Source organism: Paracoccus sediminicola (assembly GCF_027912835.1).
Lineage (GTDB): Bacteria > Pseudomonadota > Alphaproteobacteria > Rhodobacterales > Rhodobacteraceae > Paracoccus > Paracoccus sediminicola.
Map to the genome: position 1 here is coordinate 1,999,878 of NZ_CP115768.1, position 25,013 is coordinate 2,024,890.

General features: G+C 63.3%; 19 protein-coding genes, 1 tRNA gene and 1 pseudogene. 5 read left to right on the plus strand and 16 right to left on the minus strand.

The features are described 5' to 3' along the window. Positions 1 to 1,047 (plus strand): annotated as a pseudogene (locus tag PAF18_RS09910) (recombinase family protein); the annotation flags it as partial. A gap of 336 nt (positions 1,048 to 1,383) precedes the next feature. Here the strand turns inward: PAF18_RS09910 and PAF18_RS09915 are convergent. The 11 genes from PAF18_RS09915 to coaBC all read right to left on the minus strand — a co-directional run bounded on the left by PAF18_RS09915 (position 1,384) and on the right by coaBC (position 11,634). Continuing rightward, complete coding sequence (locus tag PAF18_RS09915) at positions 1,384 to 1,608, minus strand: hypothetical protein (protein WP_271115563.1); 225 nt, start codon at positions 1,606 to 1,608, stop codon at positions 1,384 to 1,386. A 15-nt stretch (positions 1,609 to 1,623) separates the two neighbouring features. Then, positions 1,624 to 1,700, minus strand: a tRNA-Arg gene (locus PAF18_RS09920). Between the two features lie 64 nt (positions 1,701 to 1,764). Further along, positions 1,765 to 2,976 (minus strand): cysteine desulfurase, encoded by a 1,212-nt coding sequence (locus tag PAF18_RS09925; protein ID WP_271115564.1) that lies wholly within the window; start codon positions 2,974 to 2,976, stop codon positions 1,765 to 1,767. Then, complete coding sequence (locus PAF18_RS09930) at positions 2,973 to 3,575, minus strand: YIP1 family protein (RefSeq protein ID WP_271115565.1); 603 nt, start codon at positions 3,573 to 3,575, stop codon at positions 2,973 to 2,975. The genes PAF18_RS09925 and PAF18_RS09930 overlap by 4 nt, the downstream gene beginning before the upstream one ends. Then, positions 3,572 to 4,075 (minus strand): hypothetical protein, encoded by a 504-nt coding sequence (locus PAF18_RS09935; protein ID WP_271115566.1) that lies wholly within the window; start codon positions 4,073 to 4,075, stop codon positions 3,572 to 3,574. The genes PAF18_RS09930 and PAF18_RS09935 overlap by 4 nt, the downstream gene beginning before the upstream one ends. Further along, positions 4,054 to 5,385, minus strand: coding sequence for a SufB/SufD family protein (locus PAF18_RS09940; protein WP_271115567.1), 1,332 nt, complete (start codon positions 5,383 to 5,385; stop codon positions 4,054 to 4,056). Before PAF18_RS09940 ends, PAF18_RS09935 begins: the two co-directional genes overlap by 22 nt. Further along, entirely contained in the window at positions 5,385 to 6,140 is a 756-nt protein-coding gene (gene sufC / locus PAF18_RS09945) for a Fe-S cluster assembly ATPase SufC (RefSeq protein WP_271115568.1), read from the minus strand. Before sufC ends, PAF18_RS09940 begins: the two co-directional genes overlap by 1 nt. A 19-nt stretch (positions 6,141 to 6,159) precedes the next feature. After that, positions 6,160 to 7,791, minus strand: coding sequence for a glycosyltransferase family 92 protein (locus PAF18_RS09950; RefSeq protein WP_271115569.1), 1,632 nt, complete (start codon positions 7,789 to 7,791; stop codon positions 6,160 to 6,162). Positions 7,792 to 7,810: 19 nt separating this feature from the next. After that, a complete protein-coding gene (gene sufB, locus PAF18_RS09955; protein WP_271115570.1) occupies positions 7,811 to 9,334 on the minus strand; it encodes a Fe-S cluster assembly protein SufB in 1,524 nt (507 codons plus the stop codon). A gap of 30 nt (positions 9,335 to 9,364) precedes the next feature. Then, positions 9,365 to 10,405 carry a cysteine desulfurase family protein gene (locus PAF18_RS09960; RefSeq protein WP_271115571.1) on the minus strand — a complete coding sequence of 347 codons (1,041 nt, stop codon included), beginning with the start codon at positions 10,403 to 10,405 and terminating at the stop codon, positions 9,365 to 9,367. Continuing rightward, a complete protein-coding gene (gene coaBC, locus PAF18_RS09965; RefSeq protein WP_271115572.1) occupies positions 10,405 to 11,634 on the minus strand; it encodes a bifunctional phosphopantothenoylcysteine decarboxylase/phosphopantothenate--cysteine ligase CoaBC in 1,230 nt (409 codons plus the stop codon). The genes PAF18_RS09960 and coaBC overlap by 1 nt, the downstream gene beginning before the upstream one ends. A 132-nt stretch (positions 11,635 to 11,766) precedes the next feature. Here coaBC and PAF18_RS09970 point away from each other — a divergent pair, with 132 nt between their 5' ends. Then, positions 11,767 to 13,293, plus strand: coding sequence for a YifB family Mg chelatase-like AAA ATPase (locus PAF18_RS09970; RefSeq protein WP_271115573.1), 1,527 nt, complete (start codon positions 11,767 to 11,769; stop codon positions 13,291 to 13,293). A 72-nt stretch (positions 13,294 to 13,365) separates the two neighbouring features. Here PAF18_RS09970 and gshB read toward each other — a convergent pair whose 3' ends face one another. From gshB to rsmI, 3 genes are all read right to left on the minus strand, one after another. After that, positions 13,366 to 14,310 carry a glutathione synthase gene (gshB, locus tag PAF18_RS09975; RefSeq protein ID WP_271115574.1) on the minus strand — a complete coding sequence of 315 codons (945 nt, stop codon included), beginning with the start codon at positions 14,308 to 14,310 and terminating at the stop codon, positions 13,366 to 13,368. 73 nt (positions 14,311 to 14,383) lie between these two features. After that, positions 14,384 to 14,812 (minus strand): YraN family protein, encoded by a 429-nt coding sequence (locus PAF18_RS09980; protein WP_271115575.1) that lies wholly within the window; start codon positions 14,810 to 14,812, stop codon positions 14,384 to 14,386. Next, a complete protein-coding gene (rsmI, locus tag PAF18_RS09985; RefSeq protein ID WP_434802255.1) occupies positions 14,812 to 15,705 on the minus strand; it encodes a 16S rRNA (cytidine(1402)-2'-O)-methyltransferase in 894 nt (297 codons plus the stop codon). Before rsmI ends, PAF18_RS09980 begins: the two co-directional genes overlap by 1 nt. A 96-nt stretch (positions 15,706 to 15,801) precedes the next feature. On the opposite strand from rsmI, the gene PAF18_RS09990 reads away from it, so the two are divergent. From PAF18_RS09990 to murJ, 3 genes are read left to right on the plus strand one after another with little or no spacing between them, the layout of a single operon-like run. After that, positions 15,802 to 16,992, plus strand: coding sequence for a penicillin-binding protein activator (locus PAF18_RS09990; RefSeq protein ID WP_271115577.1), 1,191 nt, complete (start codon positions 15,802 to 15,804; stop codon positions 16,990 to 16,992). A gap of 1 nt (position 16,993) precedes the next feature. Further along, positions 16,994 to 19,789, plus strand: a complete 2,796-nt coding sequence (locus tag PAF18_RS09995; RefSeq protein ID WP_434802256.1) for a [protein-PII] uridylyltransferase — start codon at positions 16,994 to 16,996, stop codon at positions 19,787 to 19,789. 4 nt (positions 19,790 to 19,793) lie between these two features. Next, positions 19,794 to 21,320 (plus strand): murein biosynthesis integral membrane protein MurJ, encoded by a 1,527-nt coding sequence (murJ, locus tag PAF18_RS10000; protein ID WP_271115579.1) that lies wholly within the window; start codon positions 19,794 to 19,796, stop codon positions 21,318 to 21,320. Here the strand turns inward: murJ and PAF18_RS10005 are convergent. Both PAF18_RS10005 and PAF18_RS10010 read right to left on the minus strand, forming a co-directional pair. Beyond that, positions 21,317 to 22,060, minus strand: coding sequence for a cytochrome c biogenesis CcdA family protein (locus tag PAF18_RS10005; protein ID WP_271115580.1), 744 nt, complete (start codon positions 22,058 to 22,060; stop codon positions 21,317 to 21,319). The genes murJ and PAF18_RS10005 overlap by 4 nt on opposite strands. Before the next feature lie 120 nt (positions 22,061 to 22,180). Continuing rightward, positions 22,181 to 24,901, minus strand: a complete 2,721-nt coding sequence (locus PAF18_RS10010) for an Rne/Rng family ribonuclease (protein WP_271115581.1) — start codon at positions 24,899 to 24,901, stop codon at positions 22,181 to 22,183. Between the last annotated feature and the right edge of the window lie 112 nt (positions 24,902 to 25,013).

Consider the following 25,013-nt stretch of genomic DNA (forward strand, 5'->3'; position numbering starts at 1 on the left):
ATGCACAGCCCAACCGTTACCGCCCGCGCCGCGCTTTACCTGCGCGTCTCAACTGCCCGGCAGGCCGAGCATGACATTTCCATTCCCGACCAGAAGCGGCAGGGTGAAGCCTATTGCGAGCAACGCGGCTACCAGCTCGTTGAGACTTATGTTGAACCGGGTGCAACCGCCACCAATGACAAGCGCCCCGAGTTCCAGCGCATGATCGAGGCTGGCACGTCCAAGCCCGCGCCTTTCGATATTGTCGTGGTCCATTCGTTCAGCCGGTTCTTCCGCGATCACTTCGAGATGGAGTTCTACGTTCGCAAGCTGGCGAAGAACGGCGTCAAGCTGGTGTCGATCACGCAGGAAATGGGGGATGACCCCATGCACCAGATGATGCGGCAGATCATGGCGCTATTCGACGAGTATCAGTCCAAGGAGAACGCCAAGCACGTCCTGCGCGCCATGAACGAGAACGCCCGGCAAGGGTTCTGGAACGGCGCACGGCCGCCCATCGGCTACCGCATCGTCGCGGCCGAGCAGCGTGGATCGAAGACCAAGAAAAAGCTGGAGATCGACCCACTACACGCCGACACCGTGCGGCTGATCTATCGGCTCTATCTCGAAGGTGACGGCACGTCCGGCGCAATGGGCGTCAAGGCTATTGCCACTTATCTCAACGAGCGCGGCTTCTTCACCCGTGATGGTGGCAAATGGGGCCTGGCGCAAATCCACGCCATCCTGACCCGGACCACCTATATCGGCGAGCATAGGTTCAACACACGCTCGCATAAAAACCGGGAGAAAAAGCCGGAGAGCGAGGTCGCCATCATGGCGGTGCCGCCCCTGATCGAGCGCGAGATTTACGATGCGGTGCAAGCCCGCCTCAAATCCCGCAATCCTATGGTGACGCCTGCGCGTGTCTCCAGCGGCCCCACGCTGCTGACAGGCATTTGCTTCTGCGCCAAGTGCGGAGGTGCGATGACGTTGCGCACCGGCCAAGGCAGCACGGGAGCGACATACCGCTATTACACCTGCTCGACCAAGGCGCGGCAGGGCAAGACCGGCTGCAAGGGCCGCACGATCCCGATGGACAAGCTGGATCATCTTGTCGCCGATCATATCGGGGATCGGCTGCTCCAGCCCAAGCGACTGGAAACTGTCCTCGCCAGCGTCATTGACCGGCGACAGGAGCGCACCGAGCGACGCCGCGAGCATCTTGCCGAGCTTCACAGGCGAATCGCGGAAGCCGACCAGCGGCTCGGCCGTCTCTTTGACGCCATCGAAGCCGGCATGGTGGACAAGGACGACGCCATGGCGAAAGAACGCATGGTGAGCCTAAAGGCGTTGCGGGATCAGGCCGCCGCCGACGCCGAGCGCACACAGCTCGCCCTCGACAGTTCAGGCAATCAGGTCGTCAGCCCCGATATGCTCAAGGGCTTCGCCCGCAAGGCTCGTGAGCGGATTCGACTCGACGATGGCGGCTACCGACGCGACCATCTGCGCGCTCTGGCGCAGCGCGTCGAGGTCGCCGACGACGAGGTTCGCATCATGGGATCGAAGTCGGAACTGCTGCGAACGCTGGTCGCCGCTTCTAGCGTAGAAACGGCGGCGTTCGGCGTTCATAGTTCTGTTCTGAAATGGCGCACCCGAGAGGATTCGAACCTCTGGCCTCTGCCTTCGGAGGGCAGCGCTCTATCCAGCTGAGCTACGGGTGCCTTGGGCGCAGTGATTAGCCGCAATCACGCGCCGCCGCAATGGGCAACGCGCGGAAACAGGGGATCATGCAAAAAGCTCGCGGCAGAATTGCAGGCCGTCGATCAGCGCGTCGACCTCGTCCAGCGTGTTATACATGCCGAAGCTCGCCCGGGCGCTGGCCGAAACGCCGAAGAAATCCATCAGCGGCATGGCGCAGTGACTGCCTGCGCGCACCGCGATGCCGCGCTTGTCGAGGATGGTGGAGATATCATGCGCATGCGCCCCGTCCATCGTCATGGAAAAGATCGCCCCCTTGTCGGGCGCGTCACCTTGGATGCTCAGCCAGTTTAGCTCACGCAGGCGGGTCCGGGCATGATCGCGCAAGGTCCGCTCATGGGCGGCGATGTTCTCCATCCCGAGTTGCATCATGTAATCCAGAGCGGCGCCGAGCCCGATCTGGTTCACGATCCCCGGCGTCCCCGCCTCGAAGCGCAGAGGCGGATCCGCATAATCGACGCTGTCGCGCGACACGGTGCGGATCATATCGCCACCGCCGAGGAAAGGCCGCATTTCAGCCTGACGCGCGGCGCGGATCCAGATGGCGCCCGACCCCGAGGGGCCATAAAGCTTGTGACCGGTGATGCAGTAGAAATCGACGCCGAGCGCGTCGACATCGACTGGCATATGCACCGCGGCCTGGCTGCCATCGACCAGAACCGGCACCTCGGTGCGCTTCGCGATGGCACCGACATCGACCACGGTTCCGGTCACATTCGACATATGGGTCACGGCGATCAGCCTGGTCTTAGGTCCGACCGCTTCCAGAATCTTTTCCGGCGGCAGCGAGCCATCCGGCTCGGGCTCGACCCATTTCAGCACCACGCCCTGACGCTCGCGCAGGAAATGCCACGGCACGATATTGGCGTGGTGTTCCAGCACCGAAAGCACGATTTCGTCGCCTGCCTGCAAGCGCGGCGCAGCCCAACCATAGGCGACCAGATTGATCGCCTCGGTCGAGCCGGAGGTAAAAATCACCTCTTCCTCGTTTTTCGCGTGCAGGAACCGCGCAATGATGCCGCGCACCGCCTCGTAGCGGTCGGTGGCCAGGTTGGAGAGGTAGTGCAGCCCGCGATGCACATTGGCGTATTCGCCCTCATAGGCGCGGGTGATGGCGTCGATCACCTGTCTCGGCTTCTGCGCCGATGCACCGTTGTCCAGATAGACCAGCGGCCGGTCGTTCACCTCACGCGCGAGGATCGGGAAATCGGCGCGAACGGCCGCGACATCGAAGCTCATTGCGACACCTCAACGGGAATTTCGGGCAGCAGGCCAAGAATATTGGCCAGCACGGAGAGGAAGATGGTCGCCATGAGCCCGGTGCCGATAACACCAATGAAAACCATCGCGGCGCTCTGAAACCCATGCAGCGCCTTGACCATCTGAACCGTCATCCAGACCATCACCACGATGATTGCAAGCGCGAGCGCACTTGCCAGCAAAGGCGACACCAGCAACACAACGACCTGCATCGCGTGCATCAGCACCAGCAGAAAGTCGATCCAGGTGACAACCAGCAGAGAATCCGGGAAGTCGCCGCGACCGCCAAAGGCGCGTCCGACGGTGGCAACCAGCCAGGCCGTAACGACCATCCCAAAGACCTGAATGCCGGCGAAAAGCAGCGGGCGCTGTGTCAGATAGCTGATTCCCGCATCCGCTCCGGTAGGCGGAAACATCTGCGCCATCAGAGCAGAGATCAGCGACGACAGCGCGCCGACCAGCAAGACGCCGGTCCAGCGCACCGGCATCGGCAGATCGAGCGATTGCAGCTGCCGCAGCGCCAGATCCGGCTGTTGCAGCGTGTTGCGGGCCAGCGTGACCAGATCCTGTCGCGTCATATCCGCTCCGCCAGAGATACGAGGCCAGCGCCCCAGATGAACAGAAAACCCAGCCCGGATATCGCGCGCAGCACGGTCAGCGCCGCTCCGGGGCCGATGAAACCCTCGATCAGTCCCGACAGCAGCATCGCCGGTGACACGGCCAGCAAGGCCCAGAACAGCGCCAGCCGGGAGGCCTCGGGGGCGATGCGCCGGCGACCGATCCGCGAGATCACACTGACGATTGCTGCGACCGCATAGGCCGCCAGCGGCATCAGGAAGAACAGCGCCATGATCGCGCCGGCGATGCGCCCGCCGAGCGGGATCGACGGGTCCATCGCCGCGTAGCGCGCATGTCCCGGCGCCTGAGCGATCAGGAACACCAGCATGGCGCCCATGAGGATCGCCAGCATGGCACCCTCCGTCATCGGATGCAGAGCACGAACCACCTGTCCCGGCCGCTGCCAGCTGGCGAGGACACGCGGAACGATGCCGGCGTTCAGGCGTGCCGCGTCAGCCATGCGTCCAGACGGTCGCTGATCTGCTCGCGCAGGGTCTCATCCTCGACTTCTTCCAGCGCATCGGCGAGGAAGGACAGCACCATCAGCACGATCGCGCGATCCTTCGGCACGCCGCGAGAGCGCAGATAGAACAACGCGGTCTCGTCGATGGCGCCGGTGGTCGAGCCGTGGCTGCATTGCACGTCATCGGCGTAGATCTCAAGCTCCGGCTTGCCGAGGAACTGGCTGTCCTCGTCCAAAAGCAGCGCCTGGCTGATCTGGTAGCCATCGGTTTTCTGCGCCCCTGGCTGGACAAGGATCTTGCCCTGAAAAATGCCCTTGGCACCGTTCTTGAGCACTTTCTTGAACACCTGACGGCTTTCGCAACGCTCGGCGGCGTGGGTGATGAACACGGTGTCGTCATGGTGGAAATCACCGCGATCCGCATCGCCGAGCACCGCCGCCGCGACATGGGCCACCGCATCGTCGCCGACAATGTCGATCACCGACTCATGACGCATCAGCGTGCCGTTGACCGAGAGCGTGAAGCTTTTGAACTGAGCCTCGGCGGCGACGCGAGCAAAAACCCCGCCCCAGCCGAGCTTTTCATGGCCTGCGCGCTTTGCGGTGATGTGGTGGAACTTCGCCCTCTCCGCCAGATCAACCTCGACCACGAAATTCGACCGCGCCCCGGTCATTCCGGTTTCCAGCAGGGTGAATTCGGCATCCGGCTCAAGGCTGATGACGTGATGGTAATAGACATCGGCGCTTTCATCGCTGCGGCGATGGATGATGTGCACAGGACGCGCCGGGGAACCCGTCACGCGGATCAGCGCACCATCCCGTGCCACCGCCGTGTTCAGCGCCCCCATCGGTCGCGAAACCCGCTTCTGCGAGGCGGCTTCGAGCTGGCCATACAGATCGCCGGCCCAGTGATCGCCGCCCTTGTCAGCCTCCGCCAATGTTTCGATCTCGACACCTTCAAGCGCAAGATCATCCGATTCAGCCGCGTCGAAAGCGCCATCCACGAAGACAAGCTTCAGCCGGTCGAGATCCTCGAAAAGCGGTCCGTCCGGCCCCTTGCCAGCGATAGGCAGCAGGTCCGGGACCGGTGCGTTGAACTTCGCCGGGTTGGTATAGCGCCAATACTCGTCACGCGGTTTGGGCAAGCCCATCTCGCGCAGGCGGATCAGCGCGTCCTTCCGGGCCGCAGCAGTAAACCCGCCCTCCGGCAGATCCAGCGCATCGAGCCGCGCCGACAGCGCCGGGTCGTGGTCATCGCCCGCGACATCCGGCGTCACCTGCCGTGTCTTGACTGCGGTCTCGGACATCAGGCGACCTCCGAGAGGATATCGGCATAGCCGTTCTCTTCGACCTCGAGCGCCAGTTCCGGACCGCCTGTCTTGACGATCTTGCCGTCCGACATGATGTGGACGACATCCGGCTGGATATGGTTCAGCAGGCGCTGATAATGGGTGATGACGAGGAAGCCGCGATCAGGCGAGCGAAGCGCATTCACCCCATCCGCCACCAGTCGCATAGCATCCACGTCCAGACCCGAGTCGGTTTCGTCGAGGATGCACATCTTCGGCTCGAGCACGGCCATCTGAAGGATCTCGTTCCGCTTCTTCTCACCGCCCGAGAAGCCGACATTGACCGGACGCTTCAGCATCTCGGCGTCGATATTCAACGCTTTGGCCTTCTCGCGGATCAGCTTGAGGAAATCGCCCGCCGACAGCTCGTCTTGGCCGCGCGCCTTGCGCTGCGCATTCGCGGCCGTGCGTAGAAAGGTCATGTTGCCCACACCCGGTATTTCGACCGGATATTGAAACGCCAGAAACAGCCCGGCCGCGGCCCGCTCTTCCGGCTCCATCTCCAGCAGATCGTCGCCGTTCAGCGTGGCGCTGCCTTCGGTGACCTCATAGCCGTCGCGGCCTGAGAGCACATAAGAGGTCGTCGATTTTCCCGACCCGTTCGGCCCCATGATCGCATGCACCTCACCCAGAGGAACCTCCAGCGAGACCCCTTTCAGGATCTGCTTGTCCTCTTCTTCAAGCTTGGCGTGCAGATTGTTGATTTTCAGCATAGTTCACCCATTCTCATGTTCAGCGGCTATCGACATAGGACCCGGACACCTGAGTCATCAGCGTCCTCGGGATTTCGGTGGGTTCGAGGTGAAACACCGCCATACGTCCAGCCATTTCGGCAACAGGGCAGATCTTCTCCACCCAGTGATAGTGGTTTCGGTTAGCATAGTCATCGAAAAGCACCTTCGCAGGCCGCGTAAGACGCATCGCGGCGGTCGCGAAGCAAGAGGCACGGAACCGGCCGTCTATCAGGATAAGATCAGGTTCCCTGAAATCCTCCAGATCCCAGACGCCATGCGCATAGAGATGGTACTTCAGGAAGGATTTCCTGTTAGCAGGCTTGCCCCATTCCTTGGTCGGACCGATATCGGCATGGATCACCCGGAAACGATCTTTCTCGAACTGTGCCGCAAGGCTTTCGTCGATCCGCTTTGCCCACTCTGCGTCGCTTTCAACCGAGAAGACCTTCGAAGCACCCGCCCCCAGCGCCTCGAATGTCGAGCCTCCACTGCCATATTCAAGAACGATCCCTCCCTCTTTCAGTGAGGATCGCAGCATAGCCGCCTCCTGCGGGGGCAAGGTCAGCTCAAATGGCACGGGTTCGGCAGCTTTGGCCGCCGGGTTAGTTTCGATCACATTTTCTTTCTCTTCCGACAGGGCGTTCAACGCGGCTCTGGTCTGCCGGATGCCATGTTCATGCGCGTCGCTGACGTCCTTGATCGAAAGGAGGCGTGAGATTTCCCGGTCAACCGCCGGAAGATGCCGCAAAATCGATCGATCTTCGCGTTCGTTCCGGTTCATGAGATTATAGAAATCAGCCGTGTGGCGATCATTCCGACCGTCCTGAGCGATCCGCCCATAGCCACGGCCACGTCTTTTCTTCAGCCTGTACATCGACGGGGTGCGCACCAGATAGTGATTGATCTGCGCGATGCTGCCGTCGGTTTCGCTCAGCGGAACCTTACTGGTCCTCGCCTTGTCGCCCCCTGAGGCCCAGAATCGGTGCGGACCGAACCCGGCATCCAGCGGACCACCTGCTCCGTTGGTGAAACGTTGCAGTATGTCTTTCGCACCGGGTTTGATGACGGGCCGATGAAGCGAGCTGGTTCCGAATCCCTGGATGCAGTCGTCCATCCTGAACAGGGTCTTTATCTGAGCCTGTTCCGAGTGTCCCTGCGCCTGTTCAGGGAAATCATCGCCTGCACTACGGGTAAACGTCTCAGAAAGAAATCGCTCTAGCAGGCCGTCCGACCCGCTATCACCAAAAATGCGCCACGGAACGAGCATACCCGTTTTATCGCCGAGATAGTCGATCAGATCGTCAAGCTTGCCTTCGCCGACATGAATATTCAGAAACTCATCGGCATCGAGCCAGATCACCCAGTCACCGCTTTCCTGGGCAGGCAAGTCAGCGTCGCGAAACCGCTCAGCCGCCACCAACTGAGGCGACTGACCCGGCAGGACGTGATTGTGAAAATGCCGGATCTCGCTGGCCTTATCCAGAGCGTTCAGCAATTCAGTCGTCCCGTCATCTGAATCGTTCGAACAAACATAAAATTCCTCGAACCCGATGGCGCGGTGATAGGCAATCCACTCCAAAAGGAAGGGAGCCTCATTCTTCACCGAGGTGAAGAGTTGCTTCTTCGTCATCGGTGAAACCCCGCGGAACTTACCCAACCGAGCCTTCCAGAGAAATCGCCACCAGAGACTGCGCCTCCATGGCGAACTCCATCGGCAAGGCCTGGAGCACTTCCTTGGCGAAACCGTTGACGATCAGCGCGACGGCCTCTTCCTCGTCCATGCCACGCTGGCGGCAATAGAACATCTGGTCGTCGTCGACCTTGGATGTGGTCGCCTCGTGTTCGACCCGAGACGAGCTGTTCTTGACCTCGATATAGGGCACGGTATGTGCCCCGCATTTATCCCCGATCAGCAGCGAGTCGCACTGGGTATAGTTGCGGCTGTTCGTCGCCTTTGGATGCATCGAGACCAGCCCGCGATAGGTATTCTGCGCCTTGCCGGCCGAGATCCCCTTCGACACGATCCGCGAGCGGGTATTCTTGCCCAGATGGATCATCTTGGTCCCGGTATCGGCCTGCTGGTGATTGTTGGTGATCGCGATGGAGTAGAACTCGCCCTGGCTGTCATCGCCGCGCAGCACGCAGGACGGGTATTTCCAGGTCACGGCGCTGCCGGTTTCCACCTGCGTCCACATCACCTTGGCGCGGGCCTCGCGGCAATCGGCGCGCTTGGTGACAAAGTTGTAGATGCCGCCATTGCCCTCTTCATCGCCGGGGAACCAGTTCTGGACGGTCGAGTATTTCACCTCGGCATCTTCCAGGACCACGATCTCCACCACGGCGGCATGAAGCTGAGCGGTATCACGTTTCGGCGCCGTGCAGCCTTCGAGATAGCTGACGTAAGAGCCTTTGTCGGCAATGATAAGTGTCCGCTCGAACTGGCCGGTATTCTCTGCATTGATGCGGAAATAGGTGGACAGCTCCATCGGGCAGGTCACGCCCGGCGGGATATAGACGAAGCTGCCATCCGAGAACACGGCGCTGTTCAGCGTCGCATAGAAATTATCGCTCGGCGGCACGACACTGCCCAGATATTTCTGCACCAGCTCGGGATGCTCGCGGATCGCCTCGGAGATCGAGCAGAAGATCACTCCGGCCTTGGCCAGCTCATCCTTGAAGGTGGTCCCGACGCTGACGCTGTCGAACACCGCATCCACGGCAACGCGACGGCTGTCGGCAGGGGCGGCATCTTCCGCGCCCTCTACCCCGGCAAGGATCATCTGTTCCTTCAGCGGGATGCCCAGTTTCTCATAGGTCGCAAGCAGTTTCGGATCGACCTCGTCCAGCGATTTCGGCTTGACCTCCATCGACTTGGGGCGGGCGTAGTAATACTGGTCCTGAAAGTCGATATCCGGATAGTTCACCATCGCCCAGCTCGGCTCGGTCATGGTGACCCAGCGGCGATAGGCATTCAGCCGCCATTCCGTCATCCATTCCGGTTCTTCGTTCTTTTCCGAGATCAGGCGGACGATGTCCTCGGACAGCCCTTTGGGGGCATAGTCCATCTCGATCTCTGTGTCCCAGCCATATTTATAGCTGCCCATATTGGCGACGGTCTCGACCGTTTCGCGGTCGACGCCCTCGCGCACCTCAAGATCGGTGATGTCGTTCATCCTTTGTCCTTCCTCGGGCCAGAGATGTCTCTAGCCGTTCCTGTCGCGCCAGCGTCCATACGCGGATTCCCATGCATCCGCAAATCGGTTCACCTGATCGTCGCCCAAAGCCGGGCTTATGGAAACACGGATCGCCGATTGCGCGACGATATCATCAAAACCCATTGCCTGAAGCGTGCCGCTGGCCCGCACCTTTCCCGACGAACAGGCAGAGCCCGCCGAGATGGCGAACCCCGCCAGGTCCATCTGCATGACCTGTGTCTCACCCTTCCACCCCGATGTAAGAAGGCAGGTGGTGTTCGGCAAGCGTGGGCTGTTCTTACCGGCAACCACCGCATCCGGCGCGGCATCCAAGAGCCGCGCTTCCAGCGCATCGCGGCGCGCGGCGACCTCGTCCCACAGACCGGCTTCCAGATCCTTCTGCGCCGCCGTGGCCGCCGCCGCGAATCCCAGAATGCCGATCAGGTTTTCGGTCCCGCCCCTGCGGCCCTGTTCCTGACCGCCGCCGCGAATGACACCCTCGACCTCGGTGCCCTTCTTCACGATCAGCGCGCCGATGCCCTTCGGTCCGCCCAGCTTGTGCGCGCTGACGAAGCCTGCTGTGATGCCCAGCCAGTTGAAAGCCATCGGCACCTTGCCGAAAGCCTGCGTGAGATCCGACGAGGCCAACCCGTCGGGCAGGGCCTGCATCACGCCGGTTTCGTTATTGGCGATCTGAAGCGTCGCCCGCGCGGGGTCCGGCACGGTCACGATGCCGTTCTCATCGACGGCCAGTTCAGGCGCGCACCACGCCTTGATCGCGCTATGTTCGACCGGCGCGCAGGAAACCCCCTTGCCGGCCAGCACCATCGCCGCGGCCTCGGTCGTGCCGGAGGTGAAGATCACATCCGCCCCTTCGGCCCCGAGCGCCACGGCAAGCTGTTCCCGCGCCCGCTCCATCGCCATCTTCGCCGCCCGGCCCTCGGTATGAACCGAGGAGGGATTGCCCCCGATCTCCATCGCCTCGACCATCGCGGCCCTGGCCTCGGCCCGCAGCGGCGTGGTCGCGTTCCAGTCCAGATAGGCCCGCATCACAGCGCCTCCGCGATCCGCTCGGCCAGCTTGCGGGCGACGGCATCCTTGCCCATGCGCGGCCAGCTCTCGGCACCGTCAGCCGAGATCAGCGTCACGGTGTTGTCCTCACCGCCGAAGGTGCCGGTCCCGGCCGAGACATCATTCGCCACGATCCAGTCGCAGCGCTTGCGCTGCCGCTTGGCGGTTGCGTTGGCGATCACGTCGTTGGTTTCCGCCGCGAAGCCCACGACAAGCTGTGGGCGGCGCTCGGCCAACTGGCTGACCCAGGCGAGAATGTCCGGGTTTTCGGCAAATTCCAGCACCGGCATTCCGTCGCGACCCTTCTTCATCTTGCGGTCGGCGGCATTGGCGACCTTCCAGTCCGCGACCGCCGCCGCCATCACCGCGGCATCGGCGGGCAGCGCCGCCTCGACCGCCGCCTGCATCTCATCGGCGGTCTGGACCGGGATCACCTCGACGCCCTCGGGCGGGGCAAACTGCGCCGGACCGGTCACAAAACTGACCCGCGCGCCCAGATCCCGCAGCGCCGCCGCAATCGCGCTGCCCTGCGCACCCGAAGAATGGTTCGAGATATAGCGCACCGGATCAATCGGCTCGCGCGTCGGCCCCGAGGTGACCACGACATGCCGCCCTTTCAGCGGCTTCGCCGCGACCTCCGGCCCCAGACGCAACGGCGCGGGCCGGGCGGGGCCGAGCGCCCCGCGGATCGCAGCCACAATGTCCTGTGGTTCCGCCGCGCGGCCCGGCCCGAACTCGCCACAGGCCATATCGCCCTCATCCGGGCCGACCACCAGCACGCCGTCCTGTTTCAGTGTCGCCAGGTTGCGCTGCGTCGCCGGATGCAGCCACATGCGTACATTCATCGCCGGCGCGATCAGCACCCGCTTGTCGGTCGCCATCAGCAGCGTCGACGCCAGATCATCCGCATGACCCCCGGCCATCTTCGCCATCAGATCCGCCGTCGCGGGCGCAACCACCACCAGATCGGCATCCCGCGACAGCTGGATATGGCCCATCTCGGCCTCGCGCGTGAGGTCGAACAGATCGCGATGCACATCCTCCCCGGCCAGAGCGGCGACGGAAAGCGGCGTCACGAACTCCTCCGCCGCGCGGGTCAGCACCGGCACCACGCGGCAGCCCTCTCGCTGCAAATCGCGGATCAGCGTCAGCGATTTAAAGGCCGCGATCCCGCCGCCGATCACCAGAAGAATACGGCTGCCCTGCATCGGCGCCTCCATCAATCCCACAGGGCCGAAATAGGCGACCCGAGGCTGAACGGCAAGGAAGCCAGACCGCCGCCGTTTACGCTTCCTTAATCCATGACGCGTTAACCAGCCTTTCGAGAAGAGAGGAGCGAGATGGTCGCGATCGCTTACACCGTGGCGTTCGAGGGGGTCGAGGGCCGGTTGGTCGAGGTGCAGGCCTCGGTCGCCGCAGGGCTTCCCTCTTTCGCGATTGTGGGGCTGCCCGACAAGGCTGTCTCCGAGGCGCGAGAACGGATGCGCGCCGCGTTCAATGCCCTCTCGATCGCCATCCCTTCGAAAAAGATCACTGTGAACCTGTCCCCAGCCGATCTGCCGAAGGAGGGCTCGCATTTCGATCTGCCGATCGCGCTCGCAGTGCTGGCGGCCCTCGACGTGATCCCCGCCGAATCGCTGGCCCAACTGGTGTCGCTGGGCGAACTCGCGCTTGACGGACGGCTTGTGCAGGTGGTGGGCGCATTGCCTGCGGCGATGACCTCTGCCGAGGATGACCGAACGCTGATCTGCCCGGCAAGCTGCGGTGCGGAAGCGGCCTGGGTGGCGAGCGTCCCGGTTTTCGCAGCGTCGCATCTGCGCCAGGTGATCGACCATCTCGCCGACCGCACCCAGCTGTCCCGCGCCACACCCGGGCAGGTCTCACCACCCAGGCATCGCGGCGATATGCGTGACATACGTGGCCAGGAACGTGCCAAGCGCGCGCTCGAGATCGCCGCTGCAGGGCGCCATCACATGCTGATGGTCGGCCCGCCCGGCGCTGGAAAATCCATGCTCGCGGCACGATTGCCCGGCCTGCTTCCACCGCTCAGCCCGCCCGAGGCGCTTGAGACCTCGATGATCCACTCCGTTGCCGGTCTGCTGGAAGAAGGCGGCATCCCGCGCCATGCGCCATTTCGCGACCCGCACCACACTGCGTCGATGGCTGCAATCGTTGGCGGCGGGCGTGGCGCGAAACCCGGCGAGATCAGCCTCGCGCATAACGGCGTCCTGTTCATGGACGAGTTTCCGGAATTCTCACGGCAAGTGCTCGACACGCTGCGCCAGCCGATCGAAACCGGAGAGGTCGTCGTCGCCCGCGCGAACGCCCATATCCGCTATCCCTGCCGCTTTCTGCTCATCGCCGCCGCCAATCCGTGCCGATGCGGCTATCTTGCCGACCCGGCGCGCGCCTGCGCGCGGGTTCCCGGATGCGGCCAGGACTATCTGGGCAAGATCTCCGGACCCCTGATGGATCGCTTCGATCTGCGGATCGAGGTGCCCGGAGTCGGTCTGGACGAACTCGATCTGCCGCCCTCGGGACCAACCACGTCAGAGCTCGCTCTGCGCATCGAGGCAGCGCGCGACAGACAGCGCGCGCGGTTCGAGCCGCTTGCCGCCGATGGGGTGCGCGCCCGCTGCAATGCCGAGGCCCCGCCTGCCATTCTGGACCGGATTGCCGCGCCGGATGCTGATGGCAAGGCGCTGATTCGCCGCGCCTCGGAGCGGCTCGGCCTGACGGCGCGCGGCTATCACCGCGTCTTGCGGACGGCCCGAACCATTGCCGATCTGGCGGAGAGCGAGCGCTTAACCAGCGATCATATCGCCGAGGCCATAAGCTATCGCCTGCCATTCATCACGGGCGGTTGACGCTCGCTTGGCGATTCGCTGGTGACACCACGAAATCGAGGCGCTTTGCGCCCGCCAGGGCGGAGGCAGCTATCAGCCGACCAGCTTCCGCTCGATCGCATCCCAGATCAGCGCCGCGCCGTTGACACCGTCAAATCGCTCTAACTCCTGAAGACCGGTAGGCGAAGTCACATTGATCTCGGTCAGCCATCCATCGATCACGTCGATGCCGGTGAACAAAAGCCCTTTCTCGCGCAGCACGGGCCCTATCACGGCGCAGATCTCTTTCTCGCGGTCAGTGAGAGCGGTCTTTTCGGGCCGGCCGCCGACATGCATGTTCGACCGCGCCTCGCCCTTCGCCGGGACCCGGTTGATCGCGCCGATTGGCTCGCCATCGACGAGAATGATGCGCTTGTCGCCCTGTGTCACCGCCGGCAGATAGCGCTGTGCGATCACCGGCTCGCGATTGATGCCGGCAAACTGCTCCATCAATGAGGACAGGTTGGGATCATCAGGGCGAAGATGGAACACGCCCGCCCCGCCATTGCCGTAAAGCGGCTTTACGATGATATCGCCATGGGTGTCGCGGAAACTGCGGATCGCGTCGATGTCGCGGGTGATCAACGTCTCGGGCGTGAGATCGGGAAAATCAAGAACCATGAGCTTCTCGGGACAGTTCCGCACCCAGAACGGATCATTGACGACGAATGTCGTCCCGGTGATGCGATCCAGAAGATGGGTCGAGGTGACATAGCCCATGTCGAAGGGCGGATCCTGCCGTAGCCAGACCACGTCGAATTCGGCCAGATCAACCGTGGCCCAATCGCCGAAATCCACGTGGCTGCCCTGTTCGGGACGCAGTGTCACCGGTCGTCCTGTCGCCGAAACCGTCCCGCCGAGATAGGTGAGACGGTCGACAGTGTATTGAAACAGCCGATGGCCCCGCGCCTCGGCTTCGAGCGCGATCTTGAAGGTGCTGTCCGCATCCACGGCAACATCTTCGATCGGATCCATTTGCAGCGCGACATTCAGACTCATGGCGGCATCCTCCGGTTTGCCGCCTTGTCCGATGTTCCGCCTGTCAGTTCAAGCGGAGACGCAACTGGACGGATTAGTGCGCACCGAAAGCATTCTCGATGATCTCGACGCGTCCAAACTGATCGACAAGTGCTGCATCCAGGCGCATTTCCGTCATCTGACCGGTGGGAAGCGTGCCGCAGAATTCGCAGGCAGCCATGCAGATGCGGTCCATCTGTCGCCGGTTGATCCTTTCCGCCGCACGCGAGAAATCATGTGCCGATTTTACTTCCACGAACACGACGAGGTCGCCGCGTCGCACGATGAGATCAATCTCGCCAGCCTTGCCACGCCAGCGAGAGTGCAGGACGCTGTAGCCGGCTTCGCGATAGCGATCTGCCACGTTCGCCTCGGCCAATAGGCCAGAGCGATAGGCAAGCGCGCCACGGGAGCTACGGGGGTTTTCCGGCGAGGGGAGGGATCTGACCTGCACAGGCCGATCGAAGTCCAAAGAGAGTTGCATCAACGATCCTTTCCCAAAGACAGCGCCAGCTGATAGGCATCACGCTTCGCCATCCCATAGCGTTCCGCCACCGCGGCCGCCGCATCGCGCAGGGTCATGTCAGACAGCATGGCCGCGAGCACCGCTTCGATCTCTGATTGATCGGCTTGCTTCGCCCGCGGCTTGTCGAGAACGATAACGACCTCGCCCTTCAAACCCACATCGGGTATTCTGTCTGCGATCTCGGCCACGCTTCCACGCATAATTTCCTCGAATTTCTTGGTCAGTTCCCTGCACAGGACCATATTCCGATTCGCCTCAATCTCGCACAACTCATCTAATGTTTGCTTAATGCGCCGCGGGCTCTCGAAGATGATCGCGGTGGCATCGACGCCCGACAATTCCTCAAGCCACCTTCGACGGGCCCCGGCAGATTGTGGCGGAAACCCGGCAAAGACGAAACGATCGCTTGGCAGGCCGGACACTGTCAGTGCCGCGATTGCCGCCGAAGGTCCGGGCACGGCGTGGATCGGGCTGCCCTGCGCGGCGGCATCACGGGCCAGACGAAAACCCGGATCGGCCACAAGCGGCGTGCCCGCATCAGAGCAGTAGGCGACCGAGTTCCCTTCGCGCAACGCCGCCATCAGCGTTGCACTGCGTTTGGTTTCGTTGTGATCGTGACAGGCGATGACACGCCGTCCGCGCAGCGGCACACCGTGGATATCGAGCAGATGCCGCAATGTGCGGGTGTCTTCGGCCGCCAGCAGGTCTGCGGTATTGAGCACATCGAGAGCGCGCAGCGTGATATCTCGGGCCGAGCCGATCGGGGTCGAGACGAAATATAGCCCCGCCGCAAGCGGCCCGGCCTGGATCCGCGCCGGCACTTCGCTCGGATCGTCGTTACGTTCGGTCACTTCGCACTCCAAGCCTTCCGTTGCGTTGCCAAGCGCGGGCCGAGTTAATAGGCTGCGCCCAAAAGCCATAATCGCGGACAATAGGGAATCCCCATCATGTTATCCATCGCCAAGCGTTACAGCCGCAGGGTCTTTCAGGCGGGCATCGCCGCCGGTGCACTTGCCGTGGCCGCCTGTCAGCCGACAAGCATCGGCGACTCCGGCCCGGCCATCGGGCCGCAGATCGATCCGGGCCAACCTGTGCAGATAGCGCTGCTGGTTCCCGGCGGCACGGGCAATCAGGATCTGGACTGGCTCGGTCGCTCGCTCGCGAACTCGGCGCGGATGGCCGCGGCGGATGCAGACGGTGCCGAAATCGATCTGCGCGTTTACACGACGACGCCTGCCGAGGCCTCGGCGGTCGAGGCGGCCGAGAAGGCGGCGGCAGAGGGCGCCAAGATCATTGTCGGCCCGCTTTTTGCCGATTCCGCCAATGCCGTCGGCAACGCGATCAAGGATAATAATCTCAACGTGCTGTCCTTCTCGAACAATACCGAGATCGCCGGCAGCAACGTCTTCGTGCTCGGCAATACCTTCGATAACGTGGCCGACCGGCTGGTGAGCTATGGCGTCGGTCAGGGGCTGCGCCGTTTTCTGATGGTCTATGAGAACGACGCCGCGGGCCAGATCGGCGCCAATGCGATCCAGTCGGCCATCGCGCAGAACGGTGCCACGCTGAGCGGACGCCAGGAACATGCCCTGTCGCAATCCAGCATCGATTCGATCATTCCTGCCGTCACCCAGGCGGCCAAGGGCGATCAGATTGACGCGATCTTCATGACCGCAAACCAGCAGGCCGTGCTGCCCTATCTGACCGATCAGCTGGCCGAGGCAGGCGTCACCTCGCGCGAGGCGCAGCTGATGGGGCTGACCCGCTGGGACATCCCCGCCGCGCGGCTGCAATTGCCCGGCGTGCAGGGGGGCTGGTTCGCGCTGCCCGACACATCGATGCAGCGTCAGTTCACGCAGCGCTACCGCTCGGCCTTTGGCGAGGCCCCGCATGAGCTGGGCTCGCTCGGTTATGATGGCGTCGCCGCGGTGGCCGCCCTCGCCGGTTCGGGCAATCGGAATGCGGTCAACACGATCGGCCTGACCCGCCCGGCGGGCTTCACCGGCGTGAACGGTGTGTTCCGCCTGCGCCGCGACGGCACCAACGAGCGTGGCATGGCCGTGGCGACGATCAATGACGGCACCGTCGTGGTCATCGATCCGGCTCCGCGCAGCTTCGGGCGCGGCTTCGGCTTCTGATTTGCCGCCGAACAGCGACATACTGCCCCAAAGCGCCCCGGCCCTGCCCGGGGCGCATTCCATTTTTGTTCCCGAAACCTTCCTGCCCGCGCTCGACGCCCGGCTGGATGCGCTCGACGATGCCAAGTCTAAGCGCGCGGAAACCGTGGCCGCGCTTCAGGCCGCGCGAAATGCGGCGATGGACGACATCGTTGCCGGCTTTTCCTCGCATCCCCGCGCCGCGCGTGAAACGGTGCGGGCGGTGGCCAGCCTGACAGATGCGGTCGTCACCACCGTCCACCATGTCGCCATCCACCATCTTCACCCGCAGCAAAGCCCGACCGAGGCCGAGCAGCTTGCCGTGCTTGCTGTCGGCGGATATGGCCGGGCCGAGATGGCACCGCAATCCGATGTCGATCTGTTGTTTCTCACGCCCTACAAGACCTCTGCCTGGGCCGAGAGCGTCGTCGAATCGATGCTCTACATGCTGTGGGATCTCAAGCTGAAAGTCGGGCACGCCACGCGGAGCGTCGACGATTGTCTGCGGCTCGCGGGGCAGGACATGACGATTCGCACCTCGATGGTCGAGCATCGCGCCGTTGCCGGACAGCTGGCACTGGCAGAGACGCTGCGCGACCGGCTGTGGTCCGAGCTGTTCGAATCGTCGATCCCCGAGTTCATCGAAGCCAAGCTGGCCGAACGCGATACCCGCCACGAGCGGCAGGGTGGGCAGCGCTATGTGCTGGAACCCAATGTCAAAGAGGGCAAGGGCGGGCTGCGCGACCTCCAGACACTCTATTGGATCGCGAAATATATCCATCGCGTCGACCGCGCCGTCGAGCTGGTCGATCTGGGATTCTTCACCCGCGACGAGCATCTCTCCTTCTGGCAGGCCGAGGACTTCATGTGGGCGGTGCGCTGTCACCTGCATCTGATCGCGGGCCGTCCTGTCGATATTCTCAGCTTCGACATGCAGGTCGAGGTCGCCGGCCGCATGGGCTATCACGACCGGCCGGGGCGCCGGGGCGTCGAGCTGTTCATGCAGGAATATTTCCGCCACGCCACGCGCGTCGGAGAGCTGACGCGCGTGTTCCTCACCGCACTGGAAAGCCGCCATGTCTTTCAGCAGCCATTGCTGAAGCGGCTCTTCCGCCGCCGCAAGAAGCTGCGCGCGGGGTTTGCCGAACAGGCCGGGCGGCTGACCTTCGATGACAAAGCCGATGTGCAGGATGATCCGCTGAACCTGCTGCGGCTGTTCGAAGAGGCGCTGCGCACCGGCATCCTCATCCACCCCGAGGCAATGCGCATCGTCAGCGCGAATCTTCGGCTGATCGACGACGAGATGCGCGAGAACCCCGAGGCAGTACGGATCTTCCTCGACCTGCTGCTCAAGCGCGGCAATCCCGAACGGGCCTTGCGGCGGATGAACGAGCTGGACCTGCTCGGTGCCTTCATTCCGGAATTCGAACCGGTCGTGGCGATGATGCAGTTCAACGTCTATCACCACTACACGGTGGACGAGCACACCATCCAGTGCATCGTCGCCCTGTCAGAGATCGAACAGGGCCATGAGGTCGAGGACCTGCCCATCGCCAGCCGGATCACGGCGGGACGGATCAATCGCCGCGTCCTGTATCTGGCGCTGCTGCTGCACGATATCGGAAAGGGCCGGCCCGAGGATCACTCGATCATCGGTGCCCAGATCGCGCGGCGTGTCACAACGCGATTTCGCCTGCCGGCCGATGAGGTCGAGACGATCGAATGGCTGGTACGCAACCATCTGCTGATGTCGGATGTGGCGCAGAAACGGGATATCTCGGACCCGCGCACCATCCGCGACTTCGCCAAGGCGGTAAAGACGCGCAAGCGTCTGGACCTGCTGCTTGTGCTGACCGTCTGCGACATACGCGGGGTTGGTCCGAACACCTGGAACAACTGGAAGGCAGTGCTGCTCCGCCAGCTTTATGACGAGACCGCCAGCGTGCTCGAAAACGGCATGGAGGCGCTCAACCGCGACCAGAGGCGGGACGAAGCGAAGCGCGCGCTGCGCCACTATCTCACCGCCAAAGGGTGGGAGCCGAAGGCGATCCGCGCCGAAACCGCGCGCCATTACGCCAATTACTGGCAGGGCCTGCCGACCGACACCCAGGCAGTGATTGCCGGCATGCTGAAGGATCTGGGCGGCGACGAAATCCGCATCGACCTGCATCCCGATCAAGACCGGGACGCGACGCGCGCCGTGTTCGTTCTGTCGGATCATCCGGGGATCTTCTCGCGCCTGTCCGGGGCACTGGCGCTTGTCGGGGCGAATGTCGTCGATGCGCGGACCTATACCTCGAAGGACGGTTTCGCGACCGCCGTATTCTGGGTGCAGGATTCCGAGGGCCATCCCTATGACACCGACCGGCTGCCCCGGCTGCGCAAGATGATCGACCGCACCCTGCGGGGCGAGGTGGTGCCGCGTGACGCGCTCGCCAATAAGGACCAGCTGAAGAAGCGCGACCGTGCCTTTCGCTTTCCGACCCATATCACCTTCGACAACGAGGGCAGCGATATCTACACCATCATCGAGGTGGATACCCGCGACCGCCCCGGCCTGCTTTACGACCTGACCCGGACCCTTGCGGCCAATCACATCCGCATCGCAAGCGCGGTGATCGCGACCTATGGCGCGCAGGTGGTGGACAGTTTCTACGTCAAGGACGCGTTCGGCCTGAAACTTCAGCAGCCGGGGCGCCGCGAGGCCTTGGAAAAAAAGCTGAGGCAGGCCATACGCGAGGGCGCGGAACGCGCGGGCTCGGAGCAGGCAGGAGCGTAAGGGCATGAAAAGCGGATTGGTGCGCGGTTTTCTCACCGTGGGCAGCTGGACGACATTGTCTCGGCTGTCGGGCTTCATCCGCGACATGATGATGTTTGCTTGGCTCGGGGCCGGTCCGGTCATGGACGCGTTTCAAGTCGCGCTATCCCTGCCGAACATGTTCCGCCGCTTTTTCGCCGAGGGCGCGTTCAACACCGCTTTCGTTCCGCTGTTCTCCAAGAAGCTGGAGGGCGGAGACGACCCGCAGCAATTCGCCCGCGACGCTTTTGCGGGGCTCGGCACAGTGCTCATCCTGTTCTGCGCGGTTGCAATGATCGCCATGCCCGCGCTGGTGCTGGCCATGGCGGCGGGCTTTCGGGGGGATGAGCGATACGACCTCGCTGTGACCTATTCGCGGATCACCTTCCCCTATATCCTGCTGATCTCGCTCGCCTCGATGATCGGGGGCGTGCTGAACGCGAATGGCCGTTTCACCGCCGCGGCTGCGGCGCCGGTGCTTCTGAATATCCTGTTCATCATCGCCCTGCTGATCGGGCGCTCTGCCGGATGGGATCTGGGGCTGACGCTTGCTTGGGCCACGCCGATCACCGGGATCGCACAGCTGGGGCTGGTCTGGTGGGACGCCAATCGCACCGGCTGGACCTTCCTGCCCCGCCGCCCGCGCATGACGCCTGATATGCGCCGATTGCTGACCATCGCCCTGCCCGCCATGTTCGCGGGTGGCGTGGTCCAGATCAACCTGCTGGTCGGTCGTCAGGTCGCTTCGTTCTTCGAGGGCGCGATCTCATGGCTTTCGGCCTCTGACCGGCTTTATCAGCTTCCGCTCGGCGTGGTCGGCGCTGCGGTGGCGGTTGTGCTGCTGCCGGAATTGGCCCGCCGGCTGCGGGCAGGGGATGAGGCCGGCGGACAGGCCGCGTTTTCCCGCGCGATGGAATTCGGCTTGTTCCTCACCCTGCCCGCCGCTTTCGCGATTTCGGTGATCGCCGTTCCGATGGTCTCGACCCTATTCGAGCGCGGCCAGTTCACCGCCTATGACACCCAGCAGACTGCGAAGGCGCTTGTCGTCTATGCGCTCGGCCTGCCGGCATTTGTGCTTCAGAAAGTGCTGCAACCGCTTTATTTCGCCCGGGAGGATACGCGCAGCCCGTTCCGCTTTGCGCTGTTTTCGATGGTGGTGAATGCCGTCGTCGCCTTTGGGCTGATGCCCTTCATCGGTTTTCTCGCCGCCGCCATCGGGACGTCGGCCGCCGCCTGGGTGATGGTCGGCCAGCTTTGGTGGGGCACACGCGGCATGGGTCAGGCGACACGATGGGACGCCCGCGTCCGTCGCAGCGCGCCACGCATTCTGATGTCGTCGCTGCTGATGGCGATCGCGCTGTGGTTCATGCTCCGCTGGACCGACAGAATCGAGATGGCGCGGATTCCAGAATTGGCGCTGCTTGTCCTGGGCGGTGCGGCGATCTATTTCGCGCTCAGCTTTGCGACCGGTGCGGTCACGCTGGCCGATCTGCGCCGCAATGTCCGGCGCTAACCGAGCGTGGCGAGGAACGGGAAGGTTTCCAGCATCCAATAGGACAGATCCGCCATCCGCCCGCTCAGCAGCATCAGACCGACCGCGACCAAAAGCGCGCCCATGATCCGCTCGATGGTTCTCAGATAGGGCTTGATGCGGTTCATCAGCCCCATGGCCCGGTTGATGAAGATCGCCGAGAGCAGGAACGGAATCCCGAGCCCCAGCGCATAGACGGCCAGAAGCCCGGTCCCGCGCCCCAGCTCTGCCTCGGTCGCGGCGAGGCCGAGGATCATGCCGAGCTGTGGGCCGATGCAGGGCGTCCAGCCAAATGCGAAGGCCAAGCCCAGAACATAGGCACCCAGCGACGAGCCGCCCTGATCGCCAGTGTCCAGCCGGGCCTCCTGATCCAGCAGGGGGATCCGAAAGACATGCAGGAAATGTAGCCCCATCACGATCACCATCACCCCGGCGATCCGCGCCAGCCAAAGCTGGTATTCCAGGAACATCCTCCCGAAGGCCGAGGCGGCAAACCCCATGACCAGAAACACCGTGGACAGCCCGAGCACGAACATCAGCGCTGCGGGCACCGCGCTGCGCTCACCCGATTTCAGACCATTTACGCTGATGCCGGTCATATAGGCCAGATAGGGCGGCACCACCGGCAGGACGCAGGGCGACAGGAAGGACAGCACGCCCGCAAACAGCGCCACAGTGGCGGCAGGCAGGAAGGCGGCGTCGATGAGGTCGATTCCGAACATGGCGGGACACTAGCCGAAATCGCCCATGGCACCAGAGGGCAGAGTGTCACAAGCGCGTAAGATCAGAGCGTGAAGCAGCTGTCATGAAAAAGGCCCGCCTTCCCGGCGGGCCTCAGGTTATCAGCCAATGGACCACCAACCACGGCGCTTCTTGCGCGGCGGGGTTTCTGGCTCGGGCTGAGCCTCGGCTTTGGCGGGCCGGGCGGGCGCGGCCTCTGCCGATGACGAAGCGGCGTCGGGCTGATGATCGCCCTCGACATTTTCTGCATTCGCTGGCTCTGCCCTGTCGGCCACGGCGGCATCGTCCGGTGCGTCAGCGGCATCATCGGCGGCCTGCGACGGGGGGTTTTCGCCCGGCGCGGCATCCTCGGAGCTCGTGATCGCCGCCGCGTCATTCGCGGCCCCCTCCTGCACCGAAGACCCATTCTCTGCCGGCTGGTCAGCCTCAGCCGGCGATGTCTCCGCCTTGGTGGGCAGATCGCGCAGATCCACGACATTCGCCGCAGCGGAGGATGCTGCTGCGGCCGGTGCCGTGCCCGCATCATCCTGCCCCCCGGCCTCTGCGGCCTCCGGGCGACGGCGTGTGCGGCTTCGCGAGCGGCTGCGTGATTTCGGCTTATCGGCCTCATCCTCGCTGTCGCTGCGGCTGTTGCCGTCATCCTTGGCGCTGATCTCGCCAGCCGGAACATCGGATTCGGCGTCCCGCTGGCGGTTCCCGCCATCATCGGCGTTGTCGTCGCGATTTTCGTCACTACCGCGCGAATCGCCCTGATCGTTGCGATCTTTGCCACCCCGCCGACGGCGGCGGCGGCGGCGCTTGCCGCGATTGCCGCCATCGTCATCCGAACGGTCCTCGCCGCGCTCGGTGCTGTCGTCGCGGTCGTCGCGCTCGTCCTCGGCGGTTTCATCGCTCTCGTCGTCGTCGATCTGCGCCATGAGCTGCGCATCGACCGAAACCACCGGGGCGGCGGCATCCGGCACGACACGGGTCGCGCTCTTGAACTTTTCGATGGCGAAATCGGGCGAGATCAGCGCGGGATCCGCCTCGACCCGCACAGACATCCCATAACGTGCCTCGATCACGGCGATATGCTCGCGCTTGGCGTTCATGAGGAAATTCGCCACTGCGACCGGCGCCTTGACCAGCACCTCGCGAGAGCGCTTGCGCGTGCCCTCTTCCTCGATGGCGCGCAGGATGGTCAGCGCGAGGCTGTCATCCGAGCGGATCAGCCCGGTGCCGTGACAATGCGCACAGGGCTGCGTCGTCGATTCCAGCATCCCCGGGCGCAGCCGCTGACGGCTCATTTCCATCAGGCCGAAGCCCGAGATCTTGCCGACCTGAATCCGCGCCCGGTCGGTCTTCAGCCGATCTTTCAGCCGCTTTTCGACAGCCGAGTTATTCTTGCGCTCATCCATGTCGATGAAGTCGATCACGATCAGCCCGGCAAGGTCGCGCAGCCGCAATTGCCGCGCGATTTCATCGGCCGCTTCAAGGTTGGTCTTGGTCGCCGTATCCTCGATGCTGCCTTCCTTGGTGGCCCGGCCCGAGTTCACGTCGATGGCCACAAGCGCCTCGGTCACGCCGATGACGATATAGCCGCCCGATTTCAACTGAACGGTCGGATTGAACATGCCGCCGAGATAGCTTTCCACCTGATAGCGGGCGTAAAGCGGCATCGGATCATTATAATGTTTCACGTTCTTGGCGTGGGACGGCATGATCATCTTCATGAAATCCTTCGCGGTGCGGTAACCGCGATCGCCCTCTACCAGAACCTCGTCAATCTCGCGGCTGTAAAGGTCGCGGATCGTGCGCTTGATAAGGTCGCCTTCCTCATAGATCGGCGCTGGCGCCACCGAGGCGAAGGTCAGCTCGCGGATCTGTTCCCAAAGCCGCATGAGATATTCATAGTCGCGCTTGATTTCGGTCCGGGTGCGCTGACTGCCGGCGGTCCGGATAATAAGCCCGGCACCCTGCGGCACCTTAAGCTCTCCGGCGATGTCCTTTAGCTTCTTGCGGTCCGCGGCATTGGTGATCTTGCGGGAAATGCCGCCGCCACGTGCGGTGTTGGGCATCAGTACGCAGTAGCGCCCTGCCAGAGACAGATAGGTCGTCAGAGCCGCACCCTTGTTGCCACGCTCTTCCTTGACGACCTGGACCAGCAGGATCTGGCGGACCTTGATGACCTCCTGGATCTTGTAGCGGCGGGCGCGCGGCTTCTTCGGAACGCGGATCTCTTCGGTCACGTCCTCGTCGGCCACGGATTCGATGCTGTCGTCCTTTTCCGCCGCATCGGCTCCGCGCGGTTCGTCGTCGCCCGCATCGCCGTTCGCGCCGTTTTCTCCGTCGCGCTTGTCGGCGGTGTTGCCGTCATCGCGATCATCGTCGGCGTCGTGATCGACGACCTCCATGCCGGGTATCTCGGCGGAGGCGACGCTTTCATCGCCGGTCTCGGCCTTTTCGGCCTTTGCCGATTTCGACGGCCTGCGCCGGCGGCCCCGGCCCTTCTCGGGCTTGTCCTGCTCGCTCTCCTCGGCCGCGACGGCTTCGGCATAGGCGCGCTCTTCCTCAAGCAGCGCCTGGCGGTCAGCGGCGGGGATCTGGTAGTAATCCGGATGGATCTCGGCGAAGGCGAGGAAACCGTGCCGGTTTCCGCCGTAATCGACGAAGGCGGCCTGAAGCGAGGGTTCGACCCGCGTCACTTTTGCCAGATAGATATTGCCAGCAAGCTGCCGCTTGTTGACCGTCTCGAAATCAAATTCCTCGACTTTGGTTCCGTCCACGACGACGACACGCGTTTCTTCCGCGTGTGTCGCATCGATGAGCATTTTCTTTGCCATTTAGGTGTCTTTCGCGCAGCCCGCTGCCCCGGCATGCGGCCGGTGGGAAAAGCGGAGTGCGGTATGATGGGGACACGGCCGCCGTGACGCAGGGCGCTGCGGAACCTTCGTC